At 64.8% G+C, this 307-nt stretch carries 1 protein-coding gene; it reads left to right on the top strand.

All coding sequences use genetic code 11. From position 1 onward, the window contains the following. A partial coding sequence (locus BRSPCE3_RS35955; RefSeq protein WP_375710017.1) for a dihydrofolate reductase family protein occupies positions 1 to 307 on the top strand: 307 nt, incomplete at both ends.

Below are 307 nucleotides of genomic sequence, written 5' to 3'. Positions count from 1 at the left end.
GTACAACTGGCGTTGACGATGACTTTGCCGCCCGTAGCTTCCGGAACGTGGGGGCGTGGATTCTCGGGCGCAACATGTTCGGCCCCATTCGCGGGGATTGGCCCGACGACACATGGAAAGGCTGGTGGGGCGACAACCCGCCATATCACGTTCCCGTTTTCGTCTTGACCCACTACGCGCGTGCGCCCATCGAGATGGCGGGCGGCACGACCTTCCACTTCATCACAGGCGGCTTTCGAGAAGCGCTCGAACGTGCCCGCGAGGCCGCGGGCGGGAAGGATGTACGCATTGGCGGTGGGCCGGGCAC

The organism is Bradyrhizobium sp. Ce-3, from assembly GCF_022835695.1.
GTDB lineage: Bacteria > Pseudomonadota > Alphaproteobacteria > Rhizobiales > Xanthobacteraceae > Bradyrhizobium.
This window is presented reverse-complemented; position numbering and strand designations above follow the sequence as displayed.